The 25907-nt window shown below is 44.9% G+C and carries 25 protein-coding genes; 19 read left to right on the plus strand and 6 right to left on the minus strand.

Going from position 1 to position 25907, the window contains the following annotated elements; translation table 11 throughout:
• Positions 1 to 81: 81 nt before the first annotated feature.
• Positions 82 to 687, minus strand: coding sequence for a cob(I)yrinic acid a,c-diamide adenosyltransferase (gene cobO, locus AB4133_RS01105; protein ID WP_017062158.1), 606 nt, complete (start codon positions 685 to 687; stop codon positions 82 to 84).
• A gap of 84 nt (positions 688 to 771) precedes the next feature.
• Here cobO and AB4133_RS01110 point away from each other — a divergent pair, with 84 nt between their 5' ends.
• Positions 772 to 1221, plus strand: a complete 450-nt coding sequence (locus tag AB4133_RS01110; RefSeq protein WP_017062157.1) for a low molecular weight protein-tyrosine-phosphatase — start codon at positions 772 to 774, stop codon at positions 1219 to 1221.
• 112 nt (positions 1222 to 1333) lie between these two features.
• On the opposite strand, the gene AB4133_RS01115 is transcribed toward AB4133_RS01110, so the two are convergent.
• Both AB4133_RS01115 and rne read right to left on the minus strand, forming a co-directional pair.
• Positions 1334 to 2881 carry a SulP family inorganic anion transporter gene (locus AB4133_RS01115; protein WP_017062156.1) on the minus strand — a complete coding sequence of 516 codons (1548 nt, stop codon included), beginning with the start codon at positions 2879 to 2881 and terminating at the stop codon, positions 1334 to 1336.
• 258 nt (positions 2882 to 3139) lie between these two features.
• Complete coding sequence (gene rne / locus AB4133_RS01120; RefSeq protein ID WP_372223797.1) at positions 3140 to 6307, minus strand: ribonuclease E; 3168 nt, start codon at positions 6305 to 6307, stop codon at positions 3140 to 3142.
• 618 nt (positions 6308 to 6925) lie between these two features.
• On the opposite strand from rne, the gene rluC reads away from it, so the two are divergent.
• A complete protein-coding gene (gene rluC / locus AB4133_RS01125) occupies positions 6926 to 7870 on the plus strand; it encodes a 23S rRNA pseudouridine(955/2504/2580) synthase RluC (RefSeq protein WP_017054981.1) in 945 nt (314 codons plus the stop codon).
• A gap of 266 nt (positions 7871 to 8136) precedes the next feature.
• Here the strand turns inward: rluC and AB4133_RS01130 are convergent, their stop codons facing one another.
• Positions 8137 to 8718 carry a nucleoside triphosphate pyrophosphatase gene (locus AB4133_RS01130; RefSeq protein WP_372223798.1) on the minus strand — a complete coding sequence of 194 codons (582 nt, stop codon included), beginning with the start codon at positions 8716 to 8718 and terminating at the stop codon, positions 8137 to 8139.
• 149 nt (positions 8719 to 8867) lie between these two features.
• On the opposite strand from AB4133_RS01130, the gene yceD reads away from it, so the two are divergent.
• The 15 genes from yceD (at position 8868) to AB4133_RS01205 (ending at position 21973) form a co-directional block, all read left to right on the plus strand.
• Positions 8868 to 9395: a 23S rRNA accumulation protein YceD gene (gene yceD, locus AB4133_RS01135; RefSeq protein ID WP_017062153.1), complete on the plus strand. Its 528-nt coding sequence runs from the start codon at positions 8868 to 8870 to the stop codon at positions 9393 to 9395.
• Between the two features lie 35 nt (positions 9396 to 9430).
• Positions 9431 to 9601, plus strand: a complete 171-nt coding sequence (gene rpmF, locus AB4133_RS01140) for a 50S ribosomal protein L32 (protein WP_004737376.1) — start codon at positions 9431 to 9433, stop codon at positions 9599 to 9601.
• 9 nt (positions 9602 to 9610) lie between these two features.
• Positions 9611 to 10636, plus strand: a complete 1026-nt coding sequence (gene plsX / locus AB4133_RS01145; RefSeq protein WP_017062152.1) for a phosphate acyltransferase PlsX — start codon at positions 9611 to 9613, stop codon at positions 10634 to 10636.
• A gap of 5 nt (positions 10637 to 10641) precedes the next feature.
• Positions 10642 to 11592 (plus strand): beta-ketoacyl-ACP synthase III, encoded by a 951-nt coding sequence (locus tag AB4133_RS01150; RefSeq protein ID WP_017054985.1) that lies wholly within the window; start codon positions 10642 to 10644, stop codon positions 11590 to 11592.
• Positions 11593 to 11672: 80 nt separating this feature from the next.
• The gene (gene fabD / locus AB4133_RS01155; protein WP_017063479.1) at positions 11673 to 12596 is read left to right on the plus strand and encodes an ACP S-malonyltransferase; all 924 of its coding nucleotides are present in this window, start codon (positions 11673 to 11675) and stop codon (positions 12594 to 12596) included.
• A gap of 25 nt (positions 12597 to 12621) precedes the next feature.
• Entirely contained in the window at positions 12622 to 13356 is a 735-nt protein-coding gene (gene fabG / locus AB4133_RS01160) for a 3-oxoacyl-ACP reductase FabG (RefSeq protein ID WP_029235138.1), read from the plus strand.
• Between the two features lie 166 nt (positions 13357 to 13522).
• Positions 13523 to 13756: an acyl carrier protein gene (gene acpP, locus AB4133_RS01165; RefSeq protein ID WP_004737381.1), complete on the plus strand. Its 234-nt coding sequence runs from the start codon at positions 13523 to 13525 to the stop codon at positions 13754 to 13756.
• A 93-nt stretch (positions 13757 to 13849) separates the two neighbouring features.
• Positions 13850 to 15094 carry a beta-ketoacyl-ACP synthase II gene (gene fabF / locus AB4133_RS01170; RefSeq protein WP_010437291.1) on the plus strand — a complete coding sequence of 415 codons (1245 nt, stop codon included), beginning with the start codon at positions 13850 to 13852 and terminating at the stop codon, positions 15092 to 15094.
• A 104-nt stretch (positions 15095 to 15198) separates the two neighbouring features.
• Positions 15199 to 16077: an aminodeoxychorismate lyase gene (gene pabC, locus AB4133_RS01175; RefSeq protein WP_065583975.1), complete on the plus strand. Its 879-nt coding sequence runs from the start codon at positions 15199 to 15201 to the stop codon at positions 16075 to 16077.
• Entirely contained in the window at positions 16074 to 17090 is a 1017-nt protein-coding gene (gene mltG, locus AB4133_RS01180; RefSeq protein WP_017062149.1) for an endolytic transglycosylase MltG, read from the plus strand. Before pabC ends, mltG begins: the two co-directional genes overlap by 4 nt.
• 10 nt (positions 17091 to 17100) lie before the next feature.
• On the plus strand, positions 17101 to 17733 hold the full coding sequence (gene tmk, locus AB4133_RS01185) for a dTMP kinase (RefSeq protein ID WP_372223800.1): 633 nt from the start codon (positions 17101 to 17103) through the stop codon (positions 17731 to 17733).
• Positions 17734 to 17739: 6 nt separating this feature from the next.
• Entirely contained in the window at positions 17740 to 18705 is a 966-nt protein-coding gene (locus AB4133_RS01190) for a DNA polymerase III subunit delta' (protein ID WP_017062147.1), read from the plus strand.
• Positions 18696 to 19463, plus strand: coding sequence for a TatD family hydrolase (locus AB4133_RS01195; protein WP_136978354.1), 768 nt, complete (start codon positions 18696 to 18698; stop codon positions 19461 to 19463). The genes AB4133_RS01190 and AB4133_RS01195 overlap by 10 nt, the downstream gene beginning before the upstream one ends.
• A 445-nt stretch (positions 19464 to 19908) precedes the next feature.
• Positions 19909 to 21339 carry a PTS glucose transporter subunit IIBC gene (gene ptsG, locus AB4133_RS01200; RefSeq protein WP_017062145.1) on the plus strand — a complete coding sequence of 477 codons (1431 nt, stop codon included), beginning with the start codon at positions 19909 to 19911 and terminating at the stop codon, positions 21337 to 21339.
• A gap of 229 nt (positions 21340 to 21568) precedes the next feature.
• Positions 21569 to 21973 carry a hypothetical protein gene (locus AB4133_RS01205; protein WP_017062144.1) on the plus strand — a complete coding sequence of 135 codons (405 nt, stop codon included), beginning with the start codon at positions 21569 to 21571 and terminating at the stop codon, positions 21971 to 21973.
• Between the two features lie 92 nt (positions 21974 to 22065).
• Here AB4133_RS01205 and AB4133_RS01210 read toward each other — a convergent pair whose 3' ends face one another.
• A complete protein-coding gene (locus AB4133_RS01210) occupies positions 22066 to 22659 on the minus strand; it encodes an outer membrane beta-barrel protein (RefSeq protein WP_017067207.1) in 594 nt (197 codons plus the stop codon).
• A 145-nt stretch (positions 22660 to 22804) separates the two neighbouring features.
• Here AB4133_RS01210 and AB4133_RS01215 point away from each other — a divergent pair, with 145 nt between their 5' ends.
• Together AB4133_RS01215 and AB4133_RS01220 are read left to right on the plus strand one after the other, a co-directional pair.
• Positions 22805 to 22894, plus strand: coding sequence for a YnhF family membrane protein (locus AB4133_RS01215; RefSeq protein WP_100214626.1), 90 nt, complete (start codon positions 22805 to 22807; stop codon positions 22892 to 22894).
• A 41-nt stretch (positions 22895 to 22935) separates the two neighbouring features.
• A complete protein-coding gene (locus AB4133_RS01220; RefSeq protein ID WP_372126093.1) occupies positions 22936 to 24150 on the plus strand; it encodes a patatin family protein in 1215 nt (404 codons plus the stop codon).
• Positions 24151 to 24309: 159 nt separating this feature from the next.
• Here the strand turns inward: AB4133_RS01220 and pyk are convergent, their stop codons facing one another.
• Positions 24310 to 25758 (minus strand): pyruvate kinase, encoded by a 1449-nt coding sequence (pyk, locus tag AB4133_RS01225; protein ID WP_017062141.1) that lies wholly within the window; start codon positions 25756 to 25758, stop codon positions 24310 to 24312.
• Positions 25759 to 25907 lie beyond the last annotated feature (149 nt).

Consider the following 25907-nt stretch of genomic DNA (forward strand, 5'->3'; position numbering starts at 1 on the left):
TGTTCAAGAGCGTAACGGCCTAGTGGTCGTCATCCTCGAGAGGGAAGAATGACCGAGTCGGGGATCTCTGGTTGAAGGTGATTACCAGTCAACGCCTTGTAGCGCTTTAACACCAGATTCAAAAGCGTGTTTCACATTGCGAACTTCAGATACTGTATCTGCTATCTCAGTAAGAGTACGGTGCGCGCCACGACCTGTAATGATGACAGACTGCATCTTCGGGCGGTTATTCAACGCCTCAACCACTTCATCGAGTTCGATGTAACCGTAGCTAACCATGTAAGTCAGTTCATCAAACAGAATCACATCGATCGACTCATCAGCCAGCATGCGTTGGCACTCTTTCCATACACGCTGCGCAGCTTCAATATCTTGCGCTTTGTTCTGAGTTTCCCAAGTAAAGCCTGTGCCCATGACTTGGAACTCGACATCAAGCTTTTGCAGAACGTTTTTTTCGCCGTTATCCCAGGTACCTTTAACAAACTGAGCAACGGCGCATTTCTTACCATGACCAACTGCACGTGTAATCGTACCAAAACCGGATGTTGATTTACCTTTACCGTTACCCGTGATGACCAGCAATAGGCCTTTTACTTCTTGTGCTGCAGCGACACGTGCATCGACTTGTTCTTTTACTTTCTGTTGTCTTGCTTTGTGGCGTTGTTCTTTGTTGTCTTCAGTCGACATAACAAATCCTTTTAAGTTGTGATTGCGTCTATCATAGCCTAACTTAACGATAGCAAAAACCATCGGAAGAACAGGTGATTAGGGATGAAAAAGATACTCGTAGTTTGTATGGGGAATATTTGCCGCTCGCCAACAGGTGAAGCGGTGCTAAGGAAGAAAGCGCAACAGCTGGATATTGATGTTGTGGTCGACTCTGCGGGGACGATTGGTTTTCATCAAGGCAACCCGCCAGACTCGCGATCCAAATCTGCAGGAGAGAAGCGAGGCTACGGCTTTAAGGGGATTACTTCTCGTAAAGTGGTAGATAATGACTTCGAAGAATTTGACCTGATACTCGCGGCCGATAGGGCGAATTTAGACGACTTAATGAGCCAATGCCCAGTTCACCTCCAATACAAGCTCGCATTATTTTTGAGCTTTGGAGAGTCACAATATCAAGAGATCCCCGATCCGTATTATGGTGAGGGAAATGGTTTTGAATTGGTGTTGGATTTAATCGAAGAGTCTAGCGAAGCGATACTGCGTTCGATGTAGTGTAGGAACAATGTACGTCGTTTTGTTATCAGCGTAAGGGCTGACCGATAGGTATAAAAGGCCGACATTGAATGTCGGCCTCTCTAAATCTAACTTAAAGCTACAGCTAAGATTACTTAGACATTACTTTGTAGATTGGGTCTTCTGCAACGTTCGCTTCAACTAAGCTACCTGCTTTGTGCAGCATAGCAACACAGTCTTGGCTTAGGTGGCGAAGGTGAAGTGTTTTACCTAGCGCCGCGTAACGGTCAGCAATCGTGTCGATCGCTTCAATTGCAGAGTGGTCAGTCACGCGTGAGTTTGCGAAATCAACGATTACATCTTGTGGATCGTTGTATGCGTCAAACAACTCTAGGAAGTTAGCCGTTGAACCAAAGAAGATTGGGCCGTTAACTTTGTACTCTTTTGAGCCTTCAGCGTTTACTGATGTATCTGCGTAGATGTGTTTAGCATGTTGCCAAGCAAACATTAGCGCAGAAGCGACAACACCAACACCTACTGCCACAGCAAGATCAGTCAGTACTGTTACTACGGTAACAAGAACGATAACGAAGAAGTCTTGTTTAGGAACGCGACGCGCAAGCTTGAAGGTTGCCCATTCAAATGTGCCGATAACAACCATGAACATTACGCCCACAAGTGCTGCTAGAGGAATCATTTCAATCAGTGCAGAACCGAACAGGATGAACATCAGTAGTGCAACTGCGGCGACGATACCTGAAAGACGACCACGACCACCTGAGTTTACGTTGATCATCGATTGACCGATCATCGCACAACCACCCATCGCACCGAATACAGAACACGTTACGTTAGCCATACCTTGACCAACACATTCACGGTTAGATTGACCACGAGTGTTTGTCATTTCGTCTAGTACTGTCAGTGTCAGCAGAGATTCAATCAGGCCGATAGCCGCAAGGATAATTGCGTAAGGCAGGATGATCTGTAGTGTATCTAAAGAAAACGGAACAGCAGGAATAGAGAATGTTGGTAGAGAGCCCGCTAGCGTAGCAGCTTCGTCACCAGACATTGTACGCAGGAAGTCGACAACAGTGCGAGTTTCAAGGTCAAGACCCACAACCAAAGCCGTTACTGTAACAATAGCAACCAATGAAGATGGTACAGCTGTTGTTAGCTTAGGTAGGAAGTGGATGATAGCCATTGTAAGGGCTACTAGACCTAGCATTAGTGTCATTTGACCGCTTGGTAGCCAAGTCAACGCACCTGTTACGTCTGGCGCTTTAAATTGACCAAGCTGAGCTAGGAAGATAACAATGGCCAAACCGTTCACGAAACCAATCATTACTGGGTGTGGAACGATACGGATAAATTTACCTAGTTTAAATACACCTGCTGCAATTTGCAGAAGGCCAGCCAGCATAACGGCTGCGAATAGGTATTGAACACCATGGGTTGCCACTAGGCTCACCATTACAACGGCCATTGCGCCGGTTGCGCCAGAAATCATACCTGGACGGCCGCCAAAGACAGAAGTGATTAAACCTACGATGAATGCTGCATAAAGACCAACCATTGGGTCAACGCCAGCAACAAAGGCGAATGCTACAGCTTCAGGTACCAGAGCCAGGGCTACTGTAAGACCTGAAAGCACGTCATTCTTTACAGAGTGCTTTGAAAATTGTGGGAATTCGAACATGTTTGCTCAGCTATGCTTAAGATGGATTTACCGACACGGGTGTATTGCGTAGCCAAACAGTGATGGAAAAGAGCGGCAATAGCGAAGTGTCGAAAAGATAAGTGCGCGAATGCTACCCAAAAATGTGATTAAGTTCAAGGTTGAACCTAACTTTGAGTAATATATCTGTTAATTTTTATTCGATTAGTAGATATGAAAAAGGCTGCTTTAATAAGCAGCCTTTGATTCTATTTACTCGCGATTACCTATCAGTAATCACTAGTAGTTTGGCTTAGTCATCGCCGCGCCAGCTTTGTTCGACGCTGCCTGACTGCCTGCACCTTTCGATACAAAACGTTCAGTGCGGAACGGAGCTGCAATCACTTCAATCTCTTTGATCTCTTGAGGACCAGGAGCTTTAGTCATTGGTGAACCGGCTTGCTTCTTAGCAACAGCTGCCTTTGGTGCCGCTTTAGGAGCTTCTGCTTTAACAACAGGTGCTTCTTCAACTTTTGCACTTTCAGTTTTAGGCGCTTCAGCTTCAACAACTGGTGTTGCTTCTGCTTGCACAGCTTCTGCTACAACAGGCGCTTCAACTTTCGTCGCTTCTGCAATCACTGGAGCTTCAACTTTCGCGGTTTCAACAACCACTGGTGCTTCTTCAACGACTGCAGGAGCTTCAACTACAGCAGGAGTCTCAGCTACTTGAGCTTCAACAGCAGCATCTTCACGACGGATGATAACTTTACCCATTGCAAGCTCTGGACATGCGAAGCCGCCAGTCATTGATACGTTGCTTTGTGGTGCCGTCTCTAGAGCAACATTCTGCTCTTGAACAGATGTTTGAGCTTCAGCTGCTACTTGAACTTCAGCCACTTCAGGCTTTGCCTGCTTGTGGTGAGGTTTTGGAATGAAGCGAGGCATCACTTTACCCATAGCCATCTCTGGAGAAGCTACACCACCTTTACGTAGGCGGAATGGGTTAGGGCGACGATCACGACCGCGACGACGACGTTGACCACTTGCACGTAGGTGACGTGGAGAACGACGGTTACGACGTTGTTTCGGCTCTTCCTGTTCAGTTTGCTCTGCATTCGCTTGAGTTGCTTCTACTTGTTCCGCAACTTTTTGCTCTTGAGCTACTGACTGTTCTTTTGAAACAGATAGTTCTTTAGCAGCAACCTGCTCTTTTGAAGCGTTATCTTCAGCTTGAGCTTGTTGGTCTTTAACACGAACTTGCTTGTTCAGTTTACGACGCTGACGACGCTCTTTAATCTTAGCTGCTTTCGCTTCAGGTTTAGCCTTAGGCGCTTCCGGTTTACCAGCTTGTGCTTCTGCTGCTAGCTGTAGACCTTCTTCTGCTAATTTAGATGGTGCTTGCTCTTCGCGTTGCTTCTGCTCATCACGTGGCTTGTTGCGACGGTCTTGCTTAGGCTTGCGAGGCTGACGAGTTTGCTGTGGAGCTGCTTCTTTTTGCTCTTCAGGCTTCTCATCACGAGCTGGCTTACGGCGGCGTTTGTTGTCACGGTTTTCGTTACGATTGTCACCACGTTCACCACGGTCGTTACGCTGTTCGCCACGCTCACCACGTTGGTTACGACGACGGTTATCGTTACGATCACGGCGTTGACGGTTGCCGTTGTTACGATTGTTTTTAGGTTTTTCTTCTTCTTTCTTCTCTTCTTCTTTTTTCTCTTCTTGAGTTGAAGAGCCAAATAAGAAGCTACCGATAGCTTTGAAGAAACGACCAATTAGGCCTGGTTCTTGAGTCGCTGCTGGTTCAGCTTTCTTCTCTTCTACAGCTTTAGGTGCTGGAGCAGGAGTTGGTGCTGATTGAGCAGGAGCTGCGAAGCCTTTCAGAGCAGGTTCTTCGATCTTCTTAGGACGAATAGTCTGTTCAGCAGGCTCTTTGCTTTCCGCTTCTTTTAGAGCTTCTAGCTTGTTAGGCAGCAAGTAAGATAGTAGATCGAACTCTTCACCTTCACGAACACGGATAACCTCAAAATGCGGCGTTTCCATGTCTGAGTTAGGAACAACAGTGATCTTAACTTCTTGGTTCTTCTCGATGTGGTTTACTGAGCGACGTTTTTCGTTCAGAAGGTAAGAAGCGATTGGAACAGGCACAACAGCAAGTACTTGTGCTGTGTTGTCTTTTAGAGCTTCTTCTTCAATCAAACGTAGAACAGAAAGTGCTAGAGATTCGTTATCACGAACAACACCAGTACCTGTACAACGAGGACAAATGTGGTGGCTTGCTTCTGCTAGTGATGGGCTCAAACGTTGACGAGACATCTCTAGAAGACCAAAGCGAGAAATACGACCAATCTGAACACGTGCGCGATCTAAACGAACGGCATCACGTAGACGGCTTTCTACTTCGCGTTGGTGGCGAACCGGGGTCATATCGATAAAGTCGATTACAACAAGACCACCTAGGTCACGTAGACGTAATTGACGTGCAATTTCATCGGCAGCTTCTAGGTTAGTGTTAAGTGCTGTTTCTTCAATATCGCCGCCCTTTGTTGCACGAGCAGAGTTGATATCGATAGAAGTCAGTGCTTCTGTTGGGTCGATTACGATAGAACCACCAGATGGAAGACGAACTTCACGTTGGAAAGCAGATTCGATCTGGCTTTCAATCTGGTAATGGCTGAATAGTGGCACTTCACCATCGTATTTCTTAACGCGATTCATGAAATCTGGGCGTATTAATTGAATGTGCGCTTGTGCACGTTCAAAAATAGTATTGCTGTCGATTAGAATCTCGCCAATATCACGACGTAGGTAGTCACGAATTGCGCGAACAATAACGTTACTCTCTTGGTGAATTAGGAAAGGAGCTGCATTTGAATCAGAAGCTTGCTTGATAGCGCCCCAATGGTTCAATAGAACATTCAGGTCCCACTCTAGCTCTTCTGCGCTTTTGCCAACACCCGCTGTACGCACGATTAAGCCCATACCTTGAGGAAGCTCAAGAGTGCTTAATGCTGCTTTCAGTTGAGTGCGTTCATCACCTTCGATACGACGAGAAATACCGCCAGCACGAGGGTTATTAGGCATAAGAACTAAGTAACTACCAGCCAAAGAGATGAAAGTTGTCAGTGCAGCACCTTTGCTACCACGTTCTTCTTTCTCTACTTGTACGATTACTTCTTGGCCTTCTTTTAGCACTTCTTTAATGCTAGGACGGCCTTGGTATGTATAACCTTCAGGGAAGTATTCGCGGGCAATTTCTTTAAGAGGGAGGAAACCGTGACGTTCTGCGCCGTAATCAACGAATGCCGCTTCTAGGCTTGGTTCAATACGGGTAATACGTCCTTTGTAGATATTCGCTTTCTTTGACTCGTGACCTGGACTTTCGATATCTAGATCGAACAGTCGTTGGCCATCAACCAAAGCGACACGCAACTCTTCTTTTTGAGTTGCGTTAATTAACATTCTTTTCATTTAGAAGTTCTCATTGTCTTTTCTTATTTTCATCATTGTTCTTATCGCTTTATTTCGTTTCTCATGGTGCCAGATCCCATGGCTTTATCGGTGCAGCCTCCCGGCTGGAGAGGGATGCTCTGGGGCACGTCAGTCATCATAGGGATTTAGCCTATGATCCGCGATGTGGCGGTGAATACTCAACATGAGTGTACGTGAGTAGAGCGATAAGGAACTCAGTTGACCGTGTCTTACGCCGATTGCAGCACTGTCTAATCTGAGTTATCTACTCATTTACTTGCTTATGAATGGTTAGCTGTTTAAATAATAGTCAAACCATTGATAGCAGCTGTGAACTATAGCAGCGGTCGGTAAACACAGCAATCTGCTTTGTCGGAATGCTGTAAAAAAAACAGTTTTTGTTTGGGTTTTGATAGCTCTAACTCACTGTCTATAAATAATTTATCAATTGATATTTTAATTTGCAGGAATCTTGATGCTTTTTTGTTCGAAGAATCAAAGAAATATAGAACTTCAATGACCATTTTGGGATAGATCGGTAAGGATTAGGGATAAATAAGTTCGGAATAGGGCTAAGAAAATCTCAATTATCAAAAGTGACAGTGATATAATAGCGCAATGAGCGAAATTAGAACCCAAGTCCAATTCGTCGACATTGACGAAGATATGGCTGGTCAGCGTATTGATAACTTCTTACGCAACCAATTAAAAAACATCCCGAAAAGCATGATTTACCGAATCGTGCGTAAAGGCGAAGTCCGCGTAAATAAAAAACGCATCAAGGCTGAGTACAAACTAAAAGCTGGCGATTTAGTTCGTATCCCTCCGGTTACTATTGAAGAGAAAACAGAAGAGAACGTGCCGAGCACGAAACTCAACAAGGTTTCAGAATTAGAACAGTGCATCATTTATGAAGATGATCACATGCTAATTCTTAACAAACCGTCTGGCACTGCTGTTCATGGTGGTAGCGGATTAAAATTTGGCGCGATTGAAGCATTACGTGCTCTTCGCCCTGATGCTCGTTTTCTTGAATTAGTGCACCGTATCGATAGAGATACGTCTGGCATTTTGCTTGTTGCTAAGAAGCGCTCGGCGCTAAGACACCTTCAAGCACAGTTCCGTGAAAAAACGGTTCAAAAATACTACTTCGCTTTAGTTATGGGCGAATGGAAGAACAGCTGCAAAGTCGTCAACGCACCTTTGTTGAAAAATGAAGTGAACAGCATTGTTCGAGTTAACCCGAATGGTAAAGCTTCTGAAACCCGTTTTAAGGTTTTAGAAAAATTCCAAGAGGCGACGTTGATTCAAGCAAGCCCAATTACAGGCCGAACACACCAAATTCGTGTGCACGCTCAGTATACTGGTCACCCAATTGCTTGGGATGATCGCTACGGTGATCGTCGTTTTGACGCTTACACGGGTAAGGTTGGTCTTGATCGTCTGTTCCTACATGCAGCAAACATCAAGTTCACACACCCAGGTAGTGAAGAGAAGATGGATATCTCGGCGCCAATGGAAAGAAGGCTAGAGAAAGCCCTAACTGGTTTACGTAAGCTTTAAGAAGATACGAGATACGAAGGTATAGAGTGCCTCTAAATTTGTTCTTCAGTATCCATAAATGAGAAAGGTTGACGAATATCGTCAACCTTTTTTGTTTTCATCTGTTGTAGAAGATCCCCAAGTCGCTCGTTCCTCGCTCTTGAGGATGACGACTTTTTAAAATCACGCTCTATATCATTAGTTGGTTAGATAAAATTGCGTGTTCCGCCATTCCCTAGACTGACGAAGGAAGGAGTAGGGAATCTCTAACAAAGAGAGCGTATCCGTTATAGTACACCCATTCCTTGCGCTTCTAACATATCGACTAGATCGATCAGCGGTAAGCCGATCAAAGTATTTGGGTCTTTCCCTTCCATCTGTTTAAACAACGCGATGCCTAACCCTTCACACATAAAGCTACCTGCGCAGTAATAAGGCTGCTCTTTTTCAACATAACTAATGATCTGTTGCTTAGTTAAATCGCGGAAATGCACTACAAAGGTGTCGAGACGTGTGTCAGCTTCATTGGTTTCGTTGTTCCAAACCGAAAGCCCAGTATAAAAAGTAATGCTCTTGCCGCTTTGACGAGATAACTGCTCGATCGCTTTTTCTCGAGCGTGAGGCTTACCTATGATCTCTCCATCAATCACACAAACCTGATCAGAACCGATGACTAAGCTAGGTTGCTCCACAACACAAGACTTAGCTTTGGTCTCAGCAAGACGCATCACTAACTGTTGTGGTGTCTCTTCTGGAAGCGGCGTTTCATCGCAGTCTGGCTTGGCTGTAATGAAGCTTAACTGTAGTTTTTTGAGGATCTCTTGCCTAAATGGTGATGTAGAGGCTAAAACTAGTTGGTAATTTCTCATTTTAATTTACAATTCAAGGAAGCATTTATCTCAGGATAACGTAACTTGTCCTGCTATTCATAATGCTCTGAATAGGAAAGGCAGGAAAGTACATTTTTTTTGCCATTTCCTTTGACTAAACACGATTTGGAAGATAAGATTCGCGCCCTATGCAAAAGGAAAAAATACCGCGTACAGTTGATCCGGCAAGAACGGCTCAAAAACGACTCGATATGGATGGTATCATCCAGGTCAGTCTTTTGAAGCGTTTAACTGAAGCAACTGAAGGCGTAAAACGTGACGCGCAAGTCTCAATGTCATTTGGGCTTGATGAACAACGATTAGTCGTTATCTCTGGTAAAGCTAACGTCGAAGTCGATTTAGAGTGTCAACGTTGTAATGAGGTTTTCGCACATGAGTGCGATGTCCAATTTACTTATACTCCTGTTTACAGTGAGAAAAGTGAAGAGGAAGCACCGGAAGAGTACGATTTGGTAGATCTGAACGAGTACGGTGAGTTAGACCTGATTCAATTAGTTGAAGACGAGTTCATCCTTGGATTGCCACAAATAGCAATGCACGACGATGCGAAATGTAGCGTTAACTCAAATAACTTGGTGTTTGGTGAACTTCCTGAAGAAATTGAGGAAGACAAAAAGCCGAATCCATTTGATGTTTTAAAAAGCTTAAAGAAGTAATTGCTTCTTTAAGAATTTACATAGGAGTAGGGTCAATGGCCGTACAAAAGAGCAAGAAATCACGTTCAATGCGTGGCATGCGTCGTTCACACGATGCGCTAACTACAGCTGCACTTTCTGTAGACGCAACTTCAGGTGAAACTCACCTACGTCACAACGTGACTGCCGAAGGTTTCTACCGCGGCAAAAAGGTTATCAACAAGTAAGGTTGACCTTTGCAAAATCTAACCGTTGCGCTTGATGCAATGGGCGGGGACTTCGGTCCTCGTGTAACAGTGCCTGCCGCCGTGCAGGCACTGTCGTATTTCCCAGAGCTAAAAGTCATTCTAATAGGTGATCGAAACGCGATCACATCTCAATTATCTTCATTAGGTCGAATGCCTGATTCTCGTTTGAGTATCCAGCATTGTGATCGAGTCATTTCCAATTCTGAAAAACCTTCACTAGCCTTACGTAATAGTCAGGGTAGCTCTATGCGTGCCGCTATCGATCTGGTTGCCGAATCACAGGCTGATGCTTGTGTGAGTGGTGGTAACACTGGCGCACTGATGGCTTTATCCCGTTTCAGACTCAAGCTTCTTCCCGGTATTGATAGGCCTGCATTGGTTTCAGCTTTGCCTACTGCATCCGGAAATCGCACATGGATGCTTGATTTAGGGGCGAACGTTTCTAGTGACGCAGATTCACTCTTTCAGTTTGCTGTCATGGGCAGTGCATTAGCAGAACAACATTTAGGTCGCGCACCACGTGTCGCTATCTTGAATATCGGTGCAGAAGAAATTAAAGGCAATGACCTTGTAAAACGATGCGCTGAAATGTTGTCTAATACCCAGTCTGTGAACTTCATAGGCTATATTGAAGGTAATCAATTACTTCAAGATGCTGCTGATGTCGTCGTATGTGATGGTTTTGTGGGCAATGTCTGCTTAAAAACGTGCGAAGGTACGGCTCAGCTCTTTATTGATAAGCTAAAAACGCGCATGATGGCTTCAACAATAAAGGGTTGGATAGCCAGAATGCTGTTTTCTGAGCTATTTACTGAATTAAAAACCTTGAACCCCGACCAGTATAACGGCGCAAGTTTGTTAGGATTGCGCGGCATTGTCATTAAAAGTCATGGAAGTGCTGATGTGTCTGCAGTCGTCAACGCGATTGGTGAAGCAGTACACGAGGTCAAACGACAAGTCCCCAGCCGCATTAGCGATCGTTTGGAAGCGGTTTTACTCGAGAGGCATTATTAGTCTTCATGTATAGCAAAATTTTAGGTACTGGCAGCTACTTGCCATCTCAGGTGCGTACTAACGCAGACTTAGAGAAAATGGTAGAGACTAGCGATGAGTGGATCGTTGCTAGAACGGGTATTAAAGAGCGTCGTATTTCAGCGGAAAACGAAACCGTTGCTGATATGGCGTTTTACGCTGCTGAAAATGCCATTGAAATGGCAGGTATCGACAAAGAAGAGATTGATTTAATCATCGTTGCGACAACCAGCAGTAGCCACACATTCCCGTCTTCGGCATGTCAGGTACAAGGCAAGCTTGGTATCAAAGGCTGCCCTGCGTTTGATTTGGCTGCAGCGTGTTCTGGTTTTGTCTACGCACTGTCTGTTGCTGATCAACACATCAAGACTGGCATGTGTAAGAACGTTTTGGTAATTGGTGCTGATGCACTGTCAAAAACCTGTGATCCGACTGACCGCTCTACTATCATCCTATTTGGTGATGCAGCAGGCGCGGTGGTTGTAGGCGCAAGCGAAGAGCCAGGTATTTTGTCTACTCATATTTACTCTGATGGTAAATACGGTGAGCTTCTAAGCCTAGAAGTACCAGAGCGCGGCGGTGATGCAGACAAATGGCTGCACATGGCGGGCAACGAAGTATTTAAAGTGGCGGTAACTCAGCTTTCTAAGCTAGTTAAAGACACCTTAGCGGCGAACAATATGGATAAGTCAGAGCTTGATTGGTTAGTTCCACACCAAGCGAACTACCGTATTATCTCGGCAACCGCTAAAAAGCTGACGATGTCGCTTGATCAAGTAGTGATTACTCTTGATAAGCACGGCAACACGTCAGCAGCTACCGTACCAACGGCCCTAGATGAGGCTGTTCGCGACGGGCGAATTAAACGTGGTCAAACGCTTCTACTTGAAGCATTTGGCGGCGGCTTCACTTGGGGTTCTGCGTTAGTTAAATTCTAACCCTAAGCGATAATCAACAAACAAGGCACATAACTTATGTGCCTTATTCAATTTTTTGCTTTGCTTAAAGGAAAATTACAATGAGCAAATTTGCTATCGTATTCCCAGGCCAAGGCTCTCAAGCTATCGGTATGCTTGCTGACCTAGGCGAACAGTATGATGTTGTTAAAAAGACATTTGCTGAAGCTTCAGAAGCACTTGGTTACGATCTATGGGCATTGGTTCAAGATGGTCCTGTAGAAAATCTAAATGAAACTTTTCGCACTCAACCGGCTCTATTAACAGCGTCTGTTGCAATTTGGCGTGTATGGCAAGAGCTTGGCCTAGAGCAACCTGTAAATCTAGCAGGTCACAGCCTAGGTGAATATTCTGCTCTTGTATGTGCCGGCGTTATCGACTTTAAAGAAGCGATCAAGCTGGTTGAACTACGTGGTCAACTGATGCAAGAAGCGGTTCCTGCAGGTGTTGGTGCAATGTACGCAATCATCGGTCTAGACGATGAAGCGATTGCTAAAGCGTGTGAAGAAGCTGCGCAAGACGAAGTTGTGTCTCCAGTTAACTTTAACTCTCCTGGCCAAGTTGTTATCGCGGGTAACAAAGCTGCAGTAGAGCGTGCTGGTGCACTTTGTAAAGAAGCGGGCGCTAAGCGTGCACTTCCGTTACCTGTTTCTGTGCCGTCTCACTGTGCACTGATGAAGCCAGCAGCAGATAAGCTAGCAGTGGCTCTAGAAGCTCTAGAGTTCAACACGCCAGCATTGCCTGTTATCAATAACGTTGATGTTATTGCTGAAACAGACCCTGCAAAAATTAAAGACGCACTTGTTCGTCAGCTATACAGCCCAGTTCGTTGGACTGAAGGTGTACAAGCGATGAATGAGCAAGGCGTTGAGAAGCTACTTGAATTAGGCCCTGGTAAAGTTCTTACTGGTCTAACAAAACGAATCGTAAAAACTATGACAGCTGCTGCAGTTAATGATACTGCATCACTAGAAGCTGCTAAGTAAATAACCACTTAATAGAGAAGTTATGATGAATTTAGAAGGCAAAGTTGCACTAGTTACAGGCGCAAGCCGTGGCATCGGTCGTGCAATCGCTGAACTTTTAGTTGAGCGTGGTGCTAAAGTTATCGGTACTGCGACATCTGAAGGCGGCGCAGCTGCAATCAGCGAGTACCTTGGTGAGAACGGTAAAGGTCTTGCTCTTAATGTAACGGATACTGACTCAATTGCTGCTACACTGAAAACCATCAACGATGAATTCGGTGCGATTGACATTCTAGTTAACAACGCAGGTATCACTCGTGATAACCTACTGATGCGTATGAAAGACGACGAATGGAATGACATCATCGATACTAACCTAACTCCTATCTTCCGCATGTCTAAAGCTGTATTGCGTGGCATGATGAAGAAGCGTCAAGGTCGTATAGTAAACGTTGGTTCTGTAGTAGGTACAATGGGTAACGCTGGTCAAGCTAACTACGCAGCTGCAAAAGCAGGCGTAATTGGTTTTACTAAATCAATGGCTCGTGAAGTTGCGTCTCGTGGCGTTACAGTGAACACTGTAGCTCCTGGTTTCATCGAAACTGACATGACTAAAGCGCTAAATGATGACCAACGTGCAGCAACTTTGGCGAATGTACCAGCAGGTCGACTAGGTGACCCTCGCGAAATCGCTGAAGCTGTGGTATTTTTGGCGTCACCTGCGGCAGCTTATATCACAGGTGAAACACTTCACGTCAATGGCGGTATGTACATGGTGTAAATTATGTGCAACATTTGTGCATGATTTAAGTCAAGATCATACGTAATTTCGGTTAAAATCGTGAAAATTGTGGTTTGACCAGAAAAGTTGACCTTGCAACTTTCAATAGATTGAATAAACTACGGAAAACATCGCATAAAGCGAACTCTGTAAAGGAAAAGAAAAAATGAGCAACCTCGAAGAACGCGTAAAGAAAATCATTGTTGAACAGCTAGGTGTAGACGAAGCTGAAGTTAAAAACGAAGCTTCTTTCGTTGATGACCTAGGTGCAGATTCTCTAGACACAGTAGAGCTAGTAATGGCTCTAGAAGAAGAATTTGACACTGAAATCCCAGATGAAGAAGCTGAGAAAATTACTACTGTTCAAGCAGCTATCGATTACGTAACTAGCGCTCAGTAATAATCTCTCCCAGGCGGTCACCTCGACCGCCTGTGTTTTATCTAACTCATCTATCCTCATCTTAAATCACCTCAATCCCCGGAGTGTAAAATCGTGTCCAAGCGTCGTGTAGTTGTCACTGGCATGGGTATGTTGTCACCGGTAGGCAACACTGTAGAATCTTCTTGGAAAGCCCTGCTAGCTGGTCAAAGTGGTATCGTTAATATCGATCATTTTGATGCAACCAATTTCTCAACTCGTTTTGCAGGTCTAGTTAAAGACTTTAACTGCGAAGAGTATATGACTAAAAAAGATGCTCGTAAGATGGACTTGTTCATCCAGTACGGCGTCGCAGCAGGTATTCAAGCTTTAGATGATTCAGCCCTAACTATTACTGAAGAAAACGCTCCACGTGTGGGTGTTGCTATCGGTTCTGGTATTGGTGGTCTTGGTTTGATCGAAGCCGGTCACCAAGCTCTAACTGAAAAAGGCCCTCGTAAGATCAGCCCGTTCTTCGTACCGTCGACGATCGTGAATATGATTGCTGGTCACATGTCTATCATGCGTGGCCTACGCGGTCCAAACATCGCGATTTCTACTGCATGTACGACTGGCCTACATAACATTGGTCACGCGGCTCGTATGATTGCATACGGCGATGCAGACGCAATGCTAGCGGGTGGTGCTGAAAAAGCATCAACTCCACTAGGTATGGGCGGTTTTGGTGCGGCTAAAGCACTTTCTACTCGTAACGATGAGCCTCAAAAAGCTTCTCGTCCATGGGACAAAGGCCGTGATGGCTTCGTTCTTGGCGACGGTGCAGGTATGATGGTTCTTGAAGAGTACGAACATGCGAAAGCTCGTGGCGCTAAGATTTACTGTGAGCTAGTTGGCTTCGGTATGTCGGGTGACGCTTACCACATGACATCTCCAAGTGAAGATGGCTCAGGTGGCGCACTAGCAATGGAAGCGGCTATGCGTGATGCTGGCATTACTGGTGAACAAATCGGTTATGTAAACGCACACGGTACTTCGACTCCTGCAGGTGACGTAGCGGAAGTTAAGGGCATCAAGCGTGCTCTTGGCGAAGCAGGCAGCAAGCAAGTATTGGTTTCTTCTACGAAATCAATGACAGGCCACCTTCTAGGTGCTGCTGGTTCTGCTGAAGCTATCATCACGGCTATGTCTCTGGTTGACCAAATTGTTCCACCAACAATCAACCTAGATGATCCTGAAGAAGGCTTAGATATTGACTTAGTACCTCACACTGCGCGTGAAGTTAGCAACATGGAATATGCTGCATGTAACTCATTCGGTTTCGGTGGTACAAACGGCTGTTTGATCTTCAAAAAGATTTAATCATCTTATTAAAGACGTAAACACTCGTAGATAGTCACAATTAGACTTGTTTTTAAACGGCTTGATGCTTTAGCATTGAGCCGTTTCTTTTTATGGGGAAAAACATGTTTTGGGTTGATGGAGAAAGCCAGCAAACTATCGATATTTTGGATCGCTCGTTTCAGTACGGAGACGGCTGTTTTACGACAATGCTCGTGAGTGATGGTGAGATACAACATCTTCACGATCATCAGCACCGTGTCGACGAGTGCCTTAAAGCACTACGCATTTCTGCTCTTGATTGGGATGTTGTTAGTCTTTGGCTCGATACTGCGCTTCAACACATCCAACATAACGCTCTTCATGGCACAAAGAGCCTTGATGGTTCAAAGAAGCTCCATAACGCCAACAAGCCTCATAATCAAAAAGCAGGGATCAAGCTGCACGTTAGTCGTGGAGCGGGTGGGCGTGGCTACAGTACCAAGAATATCGCCAAGCCGACAATCACCATCAGTACCTTTGATTACCCAAGCCATTATTCAGCGTGGCAAGACTCCGGTGTTGAACTCGGTATCTGCCATCAAGCGCTAGGTTTGAGCCCACTACTGGCTGGCCATAAGCACAATAATCGCCTTGAGCAGATTTTGATGAAAGATGAAATGGATCAAGCTAATGAAGTGGATGGTGTGGTTCTTGATATATCGGGCAATGTGATTGAAACCACCATGGCCAATCTGTTCTGGCGCAAAGGTCAGTCGATATACACACCTCAACTCACTCAAAGTGGTGTCGCGGGGGTTATGCGTAAGCAAGTGTTAACCGCGCTGAATCAGGCTGAACTTTCCGTTACAATTAGTGACTACTGCTTATCTCAACTCATGCAAGCTGATGAGGTTTTCATGACAAACTCCATTTTAGGGGTTGCCCCAGTTACCCGTATTAGTGATACCCAATTTAACATTGGAACCGTTACTCGTAGCCTTCAAGGACAACTAAACTCGTGATCAAAAAGTTATTTATTTTTATTATCTTGTGCTTAATTGCAGCCGGTGCTGCTGGTTTTTATGTTTACAACCAAGCGCAAGATAACCTGAAACAAGTTATTCAATTAGAAAAACCACAAGTCGTGACTGTTGCTTCAGGTAGCAGCTTTAACCGCGTTCTAGCCCAGTTGATTAACGAGGGGCTGTTTGAGGCTTCTCCTTACGAGAAATTAATCCGTAAGTTACATCCTGAGCTTGTAGACGTAAAAGCGGGTACTTTCCTGCTTGAACCGGGTTTAACCTTAGAGCAAGCGCTACAGGTGCTTGTAGAAGGGAAAGAACACCAGTTTACTATTACCTTTGTTGAAGGCAGTCGTTTTGACGAATGGCTTGTTCAGCTAAAAGACAACGAATTCATTCAACAGACATTGGATGGCGTTTCTGAAAAAGAGATCGCTGAAAAGTTGGGTATTGAAAACGAAAAGCTAGAAGGTCTCTTCTTAGCAGAAACGTATCACTACACCTACGGCACCACTGATTTAGATTTGTTGAAGCGCGCGCATCGAGACCTAATGAGCGTGGTGAATGAAGAGTGGGAAAATCGAGCGGATAAGCTGCCTCTTAAATCGCCATACGAAGCGTTAATTCTTGCATCTATCATTGAGAAAGAGACCGCTGTTGCGTCAGAACGTGAGCGTGTTTCTTCTGTGTTTGTTAACCGTCTAAACAAGCGTATGCGTTTGCAAACTGACCCAACGGTTATCTATGGCATGGGTGACAGCTACGATGGCAACATCCGTAAGAAAGACTTACGCACGCCAACGCCTTACAACACCTATACAATGAGTGGCTTGCCACCGACACCTATCGCTATGGCAGGCAAAGCGTCTATCAACGCGGCGTTGAATCCAGAGAAGAGCAACTACTTGTATTTCGTTGCGAGTGGAACAGGTGGGCACGTATTTTCAAAGAGTTTGACTGAGCATAACCGTGCAGTGCGAGCTTACTTAAAGCAATTAAGAAAAAACAGATAAAGAAATAATTATGAATCAGTCGAAATTTATCGTGGTTGAAGGCCTTGAAGGCGCTGGCAAAAGCACAGCAATCAATGCCATCGTTGAGACATTAAAAGCATCGGGTGTTGAAGATATTGTTAATACTCGCGAGCCGGGTGGTACTGTCTTAGCTGAAAAGATGCGTTCATTGGTTAAAGAAGAGCACGAAGGCGAGAAGCTTCAAGACATGACTGAATTGCTGTTGATGTATGCAGCACGTGTTCAATTAGTCGAGAACGTCATCAAGCCGGCACTCGCCAATGGTCAATGGGTATTGGGTGATCGTCATGATATGTCTTCACAGGCATACCAAGGTGGTGGTCGCCAGATCGCGCGCACGACTATGGAATCACTGAAAGCAACCACGCTAGGCGGCTTTAAACCCGATCTAACGCTATATTTGGACCTAGACCCTAGAGTAGGGCTAGAGCGTGCTAGAGGCCGTGGTGAGCTTGATAGAATTGAAAAGATGGACATCTCATTTTTCGACCGCACGCGTGAGCGCTATCTAGAAATTGCAGAACAAGATGATTCTGTACTTGTGATTAACGCGCAGCAAGAAATTGAGCAAGTAGCCGCTGATATTAAACTCGCGCTAACTGCTTGGCTCGACAAACAGTAGGTAGTCATGGCTGAAGTGTATTCTTGGCTCACACCGGTATGGAGTGAGTGGAAAAAAAGTCTCGATGCGGAGCGTTTTCCTAACTCTGTGATTGTTAATGCACCGGAAGGGCTCGGCGTTGATGCTTTGATTAGCCAACTTACCGACGCATTGATGTGCACGAACTATGAAAGCGAGTCGTGCGGGTTTTGCCACAGCTGTGAGTTAATGAAGTCGGGCAGTCATCCTGATTTTCATGTGATCTCACCCGAGAAAGAAGGTAAGTCGATCACGGTTGATCAAGTGCGTGCCAGTAACCGCTGGGCTCAAGAGTCTTCTCAGTTAGGTGGTTTGCGCGTTATTTTGCTTAACCCTGCTGAAGCAATGAACGAATCGGCTTCCAACGCACTATTGAAAACTCTGGAAGAGCCATCAAGCAAGTGCATCTTCATTCTGTCTACTCGTAACAGTAATCGCTTAATGCCGACTATTATTAGCCGTTGTCAGCAATTCAATGTGGTTAGTCCGCAGTTAGAGACAGCATCAGCGTGGTTAGATGGTGAAGTGGGCAAAGCGGTACCGCAGTATATTTTAGCACTCAATGACAACGCGCCTTTAAAAGCAAAAGCGATGTTTGAGCAAGGTGGCGTTGAAGCTTCAACAAAAGCGCTCGATGGCTTTGTGAATGTGATAAAAGGCACTCAACCTGACATGCTAAAGTTCTCTACAGAGCTTAGCAAAGACCCTTTGATTCAACTTGGCTGGCTTTGGCATCTATTGTCAGATGTACAGAAGCTGCATTTTGGTTTGGCGAATCAGGCTTTCACTCCGAGTGCGAAAGCACTGTGTGAGGCGATGTCTTATCAAAGTGCTTATGCAGCATCGAATAAACTGCTGACATTGATTGAGCAGTTAAAGCAACACCCTGGGCTCAATACGGAGCTACTCATAATGAATTGGCTGATAGCCACTTGCGAGGAAACATGTTCGTAGATTCCCACTGTCATTTAGACAAACTGGATTACCAAGATTTACACACCAGCGTAGAAGATGTGGTTAACAAGGCGAAGGCTGCTAATGTAGACCAATTGCTTTCTGTCGGTGTGACACTCGATTCGTTTGAAAATATGCTCGAGATGATCTCGCCGTTTGATAACGTTAAAGCCTCTTGTGGCGTTCACCCTCTCGATGTTGAAAGTGATTTCAGCCTAGAGACAATGCGTGAATACGCGAGCAACCCTAAGGTTGTGGCGATTGGAGAGACAGGTTTAGATTATCACTACCAACCAGAGACGGCAGAACTACAACAGATCAGGTTCAAGCAGCACGTTGAGTTGGCTGTTGAGCTTAATAAACCTTTGATCATCCACACGCGTAACGCGCGTGAAGATACGTTAGCTATTTTACGCGATGGTGGAGCAGAGAAGTGCGGTGGTGTGATTCATTGCTTTACTGAAGATCAAGCGTTCGCCGAAGCGGCAATGGAGTTAGGTTTTTATATCTCGATCTCAGGTATTGTGACCTTTAAACAAGCCACAGAACTTAAAGATGTTGTGAAAAACCTACCCCTAGACAGGTTGCTGATCGAGACGGATTCGCCATACTTGGCTCCGATTCCATATCGAGGTAAACAGAATCAGCCTGCATATGTAGTCGAAGTGGCGGCTTATATCGCGCAGCTGAAAGGGCTGTCAATGAAAGAGGTTGCTGAACAAACAACCAAAAATTACCGAAAACTTTTTTTGCGATAAAAAACTAACTAAACAAATAAAAGGGAGCAAAAGCTCCCTTTTTGTGTTTTTGATCACCAAAAATACGTTTTTTTTTAATGTTTACGAATTATGTTGAACTTGAGAGCGCTAATTATAACATTTGTAATTTTGTTACTAAAAATAACATTCGCTCCTATTTTATTTACCCAGTAAAATAATAGGGCTCTTGAAAAATACTTATATATTTCAATGCATTAAACACTTGTAAAGCATTGCATTTCTAGATTTGACATGTGATCCAAGACGTGTTTTGGAACTAAATTTCGTAAGTGACTAGAAAGTTAGTTCCCCATCAATATATATTTAGCGGCAGAAAATATAATGCAATACATGGTTACATTTTCGCAGGGTGCTAACATATAGGCTACGGGGGTGTGCCGTTAGAACCCAATATAATTATTTTATCTTTATCAGGAGCATAAACATGTTTAAGAACCTTTTTGCTAGCCTGCAGAAAGTTGGTAAGTCTCTGATGCTTCCAGTATCAGTTTTACCAGTTGCGGGTATTTTGCTAGGTGTCGGTGCAGCAGATCTTCCTTTCATTCCAGAAATCGTTTCAAACTTAATGGAACAAGCTGGTGGTTCAGTATTCGGTCAAATGGCACTACTGTTCGCAGTAGGTGTTGCACTTGGCTTTACTAACAACGATGGTGTAGCGGGTCTAGCTGCTATCGTTGGTTATGGCATCATGACTGCTACACTTGGCGTAATGGCTGGTGTAATGGGCGTTGATAAAATCGATACTGGTGTACTAGGTGGTATCCTAGTCGGTGGTGTTGCTGCTTGGGCATTCAACCGTTTCTTCCGTATTCAACTACCAGAGTACCTTGGCTTCTTCGCTGGTAAGCGTGCTGTGCCAATCATCACAGGTTTCTCTGCGATTGGTCTAGCAATCCTACTATCTGTAGTATGGCCACCAGTTGGCGGCGCTATCTCTGCGTTCTCTGATTGGGCTGCTCACCAAAACCCACAAGTGGCGTTTGGTATCTACGGTATCGTTGAGCGTTCTCTAATTCCATTTGGTCTTCACCACGTTTGGAACGTACCTTTCTTCTTTGAAGCTGGTACTTGTGTAAACGCTGCTGGCGAAACTCAAAACGGTGTTCTTACTTGTTACTTAGTTGCTGATGACGCATCTCGTGCAGCGGGCAATGGCTTCGGTCAGCTAGCTGGTGGTTACATGTTCAAGATGTTCGGTCTACCTGCTGCTGCAATCGCGATTGCACACTCAGCTAAGCCTGAAAACCGCGCTAAAGTAATGGGCATCATGGCTTCTGCTGCGTTGACTTCATTCCTAACGGGTATCACTGAACCAATCGAATTCTCTTTCCTATTCGTTGCTCCAGTACTGTACGCAATCCACGCTCTACTAGCTGGTTCTGCATACGTTCTTGCGAACACTCTAGGTTTTGTACACGGTACATCTTTCTCACACGGTCTAATCGACTTCCTAGTTCTATCTGGCAACGCGTCTAAGATGGGCCTAATGGTTGTATGTGGTATTGCTTACGCTGCAATTTACTACATCGTATTCCGCACTGTGATTAAAGCTCTAGACCTTAAAACTCCAGGCCGTGAAGACGAGACTGAAGAAGAGTCAGTTGCGACTGGTTCTGAACTTGCTGGTGAGCTAGTTGCTGCATTCGGTGGCAAAGCGAACATCACTGGTCTTGACGCTTGTATTACTCGTCTACGTGTTGCAGTAGCTGATACAGCTCTTGTTGACCAAGACAAGCTGAAGAAACTAGGCGCTGCAGGTGTTGTAGTAGTAGCGGGTGGCGTACAAGCTATCTTCGGTACTAAGTCTGACAACCTTAAGACAGACATGGATGAGTGGATCCGTAACAACGGTTAATTCTCTGATTCAATAAATTGAAAGGAGGCCGAAAGGCCTCCTTTTTTGTTTTCTGCTCTATGAAAGATCTATTGTGCTTAATCTCCATTAACTCAGATACTTATCATTCAACTCGATCAGTTGATGGTTGCTCTTAAATTTTTCGTGTCTTTTATCTTTTACCTAGCGATGACACCTTTTGCTGAGATTCCAGTAGACTTCCGTTTTTTAAGTACAGTCTGAGAATATTATGAAACATCGTTACTTGATCGGCCTTATGTGCTGCAGCGGAGCCTCGTTTGCTCAAGCTTCTGAAGCTCCAGCTTTGGAAGTTGGACTCGCCATTGACCAAGACCTGAGTGTCGTTGTGGAATTTGATCAGAAATACCGTGCTACGATTGGCAATGACGGCGCTGCCTTTGATTACATTTTGAAGCGTGGTCAGTTCGAGACTGAAGCTCCGTTGAGCTGGTACGTCGGTGCTGGTGCTTGGGCTGAATGGAATGACGACTTTGGCTTACGCTTGCCGTTAGGCGTGAAAGTGAATTTCTACGAAGGTTGGAATGCTTACGCTCAAGTTCACCCTGAACTCGATATGTATAAAGGTGTTGAGTTGCAAGTGGGCGGCGCTTTAGGTGTTACCTATAAGTTCTAACCTGAACTAAAACCGTTTTAATAATGAAAAAACCAGCATTTAGCTGGTTTTTTAGTTTGGGCCGATCTTATATTTTTGCTTCATTGAGCCGCTTAGAAAGTAAAACTCAGTCCGACATTGGCTTGGAATTGGTTCATCCAGTCGGTATCAAAGCGAATGATGCACTCTTGCCCGTTATTTGGGATATTACAAACACCGGAGGTATCGTTGTCGACAACCGTGCCTAACCAACGTACTTGTGTGTTCAACGCTAGTCGGTCACTAAATTTGTACTCTAAGCCACCAAAGATAGAAGTTGAGAATCCATACTTATCTTTTGCCCAGTCTACATCGACGTAAGAAGCACCCAGGCCTAGCCCTAGATAACCCGACAACACAGGCGAAGCAGGGTAGTAGATGCTGCTTTGAAGGTGTAGGTATTGGATGGAGGAGCTTAGGTTAAGCGTTTCTAATTCCGAGCTCTGATTGGAGTAGAAGAAGCCGATGCGTCCTTTTTCAAGTGGCGTTTCAATGGCAAAGGTGTAATTTTCAGAGCCTTTCATGTCATAGGTTTTACCGTCCTGGTCTTCGACACTGCCACCGCCGGTATAACCTACCATAGGTGTAATGATGATCTCCGGCGAAGCATACGCGCTTGAAACGGAGAGAAGCGTAATCAGTGCCATCATATTTGCTTTGTTATTCATGAGTATATCCTTATCCATACACATACTAATTGTGATGGTTACATCAATATTGTGCGACTAATTTCGACGATTCTTGAAGATACTTCACACACCTGATAGTACTTAAATAGAGACTCGACAAATTAATAATAAGCCAGAGGTGTCTATGGACCATAATCTGAAAAATGCCCTACAAATTACCGTGTTTATCTACATGATCATTCTTTCATTTGGCTTTATTGCGATTGGTAGTTAATACCATCGATTGCGAGGCTGAGTTTTTATACTCAGGGAATAATGAATAGTGGGATTATAACCAATATTGATACAGCAATAGACTTGGATTACTACGCTAAGTTTATTGCTGGAAAAACAGCACTGGTCGCTCAAGGTGGCGGACAGAGAAGTATTTTTACTTCTGGAGTGCTGGATGCCTTTCTTCTCTCAAATTTTGACCCCTTCGACGAATTTTTTGGTACCTCAGCAGGTGCTCTCAACTTATGCGCTTATCTGTGCCGTGATAAAGGCCTTGGCCGTTCTTTTGTTCTCGACCTCACAACCTCACCAGAGTTCTTCAATCTCTTTTCCTATATACGACACAGAAAGAACCTAGGATTAGAATGGGCACTAGAACAAATTATGGCTTACCCATATAAGCTCGATCTGGATTTAGGGCGGCAAACGCTAGGCGATCGCCACTTCTATGCGGCTGTAACGGATTCCAAAGACTTACGAGACCACTACTTCCCATTATTGGGTGAAGATTGGTACAAGGTGATGATTGCGACCTGCGCCATTCCTCGTTTGTACAATGATGAAGTCTTTATTGGTGACAGTGCTTATGTGGACGGTGGTGTATCGGCGTGTATCCCAGTTCAGGAAGCGTGGCGAAGACAAGCCCGTTCTATTGTAGTGATTCGTACTGAGCCAGTGGTTGAGGAAGGTAATACCCAATTGGTTGAAGCACCAGTTAAGGGATCTTCAGTCAAAGCGCCTAAACCAATCTCTGCCGAAGAACTGGAGTGGTTTCGCGAATCTTTCGACAGTGTTCAAGGTCATTGGCAACAGAAAGTGGAGCAGTGGAAAACCGATTGGACCTCTTTCTTCCAACAACAAATTATGCGCTCAAAAGAGCAGAAGCGTGACCGTGGGCATTTAGACCTGCTGAACGGTGGTCGCTGGCTATTTGGTGCAGATGATATTTATCGCTTAAGTCATTTGATTGGCGATAAGTTTGATTCAGGCTTGGCTGACATGCTGATGGTGCATTATCAGACCTACTCATTGACTCAGGATTTTTTGAATTCGCCACCAGACGACGCGTTTGTGGTTCAGATAGCACCTAGTCAAACGCTTAAATCGAGCTCATTAATGAGTCATAAAGATGATTTACTGCATGATTACGAATTGGGTTTAGAAGCCGGTTACCGATTTGTGGAGACCTATACCTCAACGGAAAACGCTCGCAACTCGCATATGCCACAGTTAGCCACCATTGCTGCGGGTAACTAATTCCCGAAGTTGATGAGCTAGCATGCTGTGAGCTCGTTATGCTGTTTAAGCAGATTTTAGTGAGTCGTGTTCTGAAATGAAAAAGGGTTATTGAACTTGGTTCGATAACCCTTTTAAGTTTTTGAGATTAGGCGAATCGTTTCGCCTTAAGGTCAAATATTAGGTGACAGGCAAGATTCTCATACAGTTGGTTGACCCTGCTACATCCATAATGTCGCCTTGAGTGACGATCACTAGGTCACCAAACTTAAGGTGTCCTTTCTCTTTCAAGCAAGTGAGTGTAGATAGTGCAATGTCAAAGCTGTCTTCGGCTTCTGTCTCGAAGTAGATTGGTGTCACACCTCGGTATAAGGTACAGCGATTAAGCGTTCCTTCGTTACGAGACAGCGCGTAGATCGGCATGTCGGCACTCAGGCGAGACATCATCAGTGCGGTGCGGCCTGACTCGGTGAGAGTGACAACGCCTTTAATGCCTTCCATATGGTTTGCAGAGTAGATGGTCGCCATCGAAACGGTTTCTTCGGCAGTAACAAAGGTGCGGTCAATACGGTAATTGGATTGGTTATTAATGCCTGCCATTTTTTCCGCACCAATACAGACTTCAGCCATCGATTTTACGGTCTCGACTGGGTAGTCACCAGCTGCAGTTTCACCAGACAGCATCACAGCATCGGTGCCATCGAGTACGGCGTTGGCAACATCCATAACTTCGGCACGGGTTGGCATTGGCGCAGAAATCATTGATTCCATCATCTGAGTTGCGGTGATGACAGTTCGGTTAAGCGCTCTGGCACGGCGTATAAGCTGTTTTTGTACTCCGACTAACTCAGGGTCGCCAATTTCCACTCCGAGGTCACCACGAGCCACCATGACCACATCTGAGGCCATTATGATGTCATCCATGTTCTCAACTGTAGCTACTGTCTCTGCTCGCTCCACTTTTGCGACGAGGTGAGCTTCTAAGCCGGCTTCTCGTGCAAGCTGACGAGCATAGTGCATGTCTTCACCATTACGAGGGAAAGACACCGCTAGGTAATCCACTTTGATTTGTGCGGCGGTGACGATGTCGCGCTTGTCTTTTTCTGTTAGCGCTTCTGCGGAAAGGCCACCCCCTTTTTTGTTGATGCCTTTGTTATTTGAGAGTGGGCCGCCAATGATGACTTCGGTATGAACGCGACAGCCTTCCACTTTGGTTACTTTGAGTTGAACACGACCATCGTCAAGCAACAGTATATCGCCGGCGGATACGTCGTTAGGCAGTTCTTTGTAATCAAGGCCAACGGCTTCTTGATTGCCTTCACCTAAACCTAGGCTGCTATCGAGAGTGAACAGGTCGCCTACGGCAAGTTGGATTTTGCCATCTTTGAATGTCGACACACGAATCTTGGGACCTTGTAAGTCTCCGAGAATGGCGATTTGAGTACCGTGTCTTTTTGCTATTGCTCTGACTTTTTCTGCGCGTTGTATATGGTCGTCGCTGGTGCCGTGAGAGAAGTTCATACGAACAATATTGGCACCGGCTTTGATGATCTCTTCAAGCACGTTACCTTTATCAGTAGAAGGGCCTAGCGTTGTGACGATTTTCGTTTTTCTTAATTCGGCTGTCATGAATACTCCTAGAGTGAGGCCAAGTAATCTTTTAAAAGACTGAATTAAGTATATGCATTAATTGATAATTTATTGGGAGCTAGGAGGATATTTCTTGATTTGCCTTTAATTATTGAATTCAGGGCTCAAATGCGATGTTTTATTCTGAA

The sequence above is a fragment of the Vibrio sp. 10N.286.52.F8 genome (assembly GCF_041468745.1).
GTDB lineage: Bacteria > Pseudomonadota > Gammaproteobacteria > Enterobacterales > Vibrionaceae > Vibrio > Vibrio crassostreae_C.